Origin of the sequence: Borreliella japonica (assembly GCF_900099615.1) — a bacterium.
GTDB classification, from domain to species: Bacteria; Spirochaetota; Spirochaetia; order Borreliales; family Borreliaceae; genus Borreliella; species Borreliella japonica.
Map to the genome: position 1 here is coordinate 1 of NZ_FMTE01000034.1, position 1,562 is coordinate 1,562.

Below are 1,562 nucleotides of genomic sequence, written 5' to 3' on the forward strand. Positions count from 1 at the left end.
ATAAAAAAGGCAATTATAAAGTATGAAAAAAACGGAACTAGAAAATCCTACGGCTTTGCAAGGGCATATTATATGGAAGTTAGATTTAAAGCAGGCAGCGTGTTTTTTTATTTCAAGGGATTATACCGCTTATTATATAAAGAAAGAATGAATAATCACTACAACAAAATATTATTTAGTATGTTTACAGATTTGGAAAAACAAGTATATGAATTTTATGGGAAAAAATACCCCGAACAAGGACCACTAACAAAATGGATACTAAAAAACCTAAAATAATAACAATTGCGTCAATTAAAGGCGGTGTTGGTAAAAGCACAACTTGCCTAGCATTGGCATTTTTGTTGTCAAAAAAAAATAAAGTATTGTTAATAGATATGGATACACAAGCATCAGTTACTAGTTATTATCAAGATAAAATTCAAGAAGAGAATATAAATTTAAAATTTAACAATATATATGAAGTTTTGGCTAATGATTTGGATATTGAAAAAGCAATTATAAAAATCGAAGACAATTTGGATTTATTGCCAAGCTATTTAAGCTTGCATATGCTTAATGAAATTGAAATAGAATTTAAGGACTTGTTATTAAAATCAAATTTAAGCTGTTTTAGCAGTGATTATAAATATATAATATTAGATACAGCCCCTAGTTTTGACATTGCATTTAAAAATGCAATGTTTAGTAGTGATTATATTATTGTTCCAATAATAGCTGAAAAATGGGCAGTTGAATGTTTAGATTTATTTGATTATTTTTTAAACAAATTAGGTTTAAAAATTCCAGTATTTTTACTCATAACAAGATTTAAAAAGAATAATACACATAAGGAATTTTTAAATTTATTGAAAAATAGAGGCGATTTTTTAGGCATTATATCTGAAAGGGAAGACTTAAACAAAAATATAGCTAGTAATTCTGAGTTTTCCTTGGAAAAGGATTATATGCATGAATATAAAAATGCTATTAATAAATTTTTGGATTATTTAAAAATAATGGAAAAGGTATAAAGTATGTTAATTTAGTTTATCCCCAATCGGGACAACTTGCCAATGACAAAAAATTTTTATTTGAGGTGATATTATGTTAGTAAAAATAAACAAAAGAAATTTAGAAGAAAAGGATAATAATCAATTAGAATATTATGAAAAATTGAAAAATAAATTAGTGAATAATTTTAAAAAAGAAATTTTTCATAAAATAGAATTTATTAAAATTTTAAAAGAGATAAAAGATAATGAATATTACAAATTAGATGGATATACGAGTTTTAATTCCTTTGCAAAGAATTATAGAATAGCAAGAACTCAAGTGTATGACTACATTAGAATAGCTAATGCTATGGAAGAGGGTCTTTTAGAAGAGGCATTTATTATAGAGAATGGACTTACTATGTCTTTATTGTCATTAAGAGATAAAGAAAGTTCAACATTTAAAAAATCAAGGCAAAACCCAATAAAGCCATTAAGATTTCAACTTAAAAGTAAAGAAAGTTATGATTTTTACAAAAGTAATGCTAAATTTACGGGGTTTTTATTAGATGAACTTTTTGAAAGTCA

The 1,562-nt window shown here is 24.9% G+C and carries 3 protein-coding genes; all 3 read left to right on the forward strand.

Annotation, left to right across the window (positions count from 1 at the left end):
• The coding region (locus tag BLO14_RS05790; protein ID WP_143280337.1) for a DUF226 domain-containing protein at positions 1–279 on the forward strand (279 nt) is incomplete at its 5' end.
• Complete coding sequence (locus BLO14_RS05795; RefSeq protein WP_091973990.1) at positions 255–1,013, forward strand: ParA family protein; 759 nt, start codon at positions 255–257, stop codon at positions 1,011–1,013. The genes BLO14_RS05790 and BLO14_RS05795, both read left to right, overlap by 25 nt.
• Before the next feature lie 73 nt (positions 1,014–1,086).
• The coding region (locus tag BLO14_RS05800; RefSeq protein ID WP_091973992.1) for a chromosome replication/partitioning protein at positions 1,087–1,562 on the forward strand (476 nt) is incomplete at its 3' end.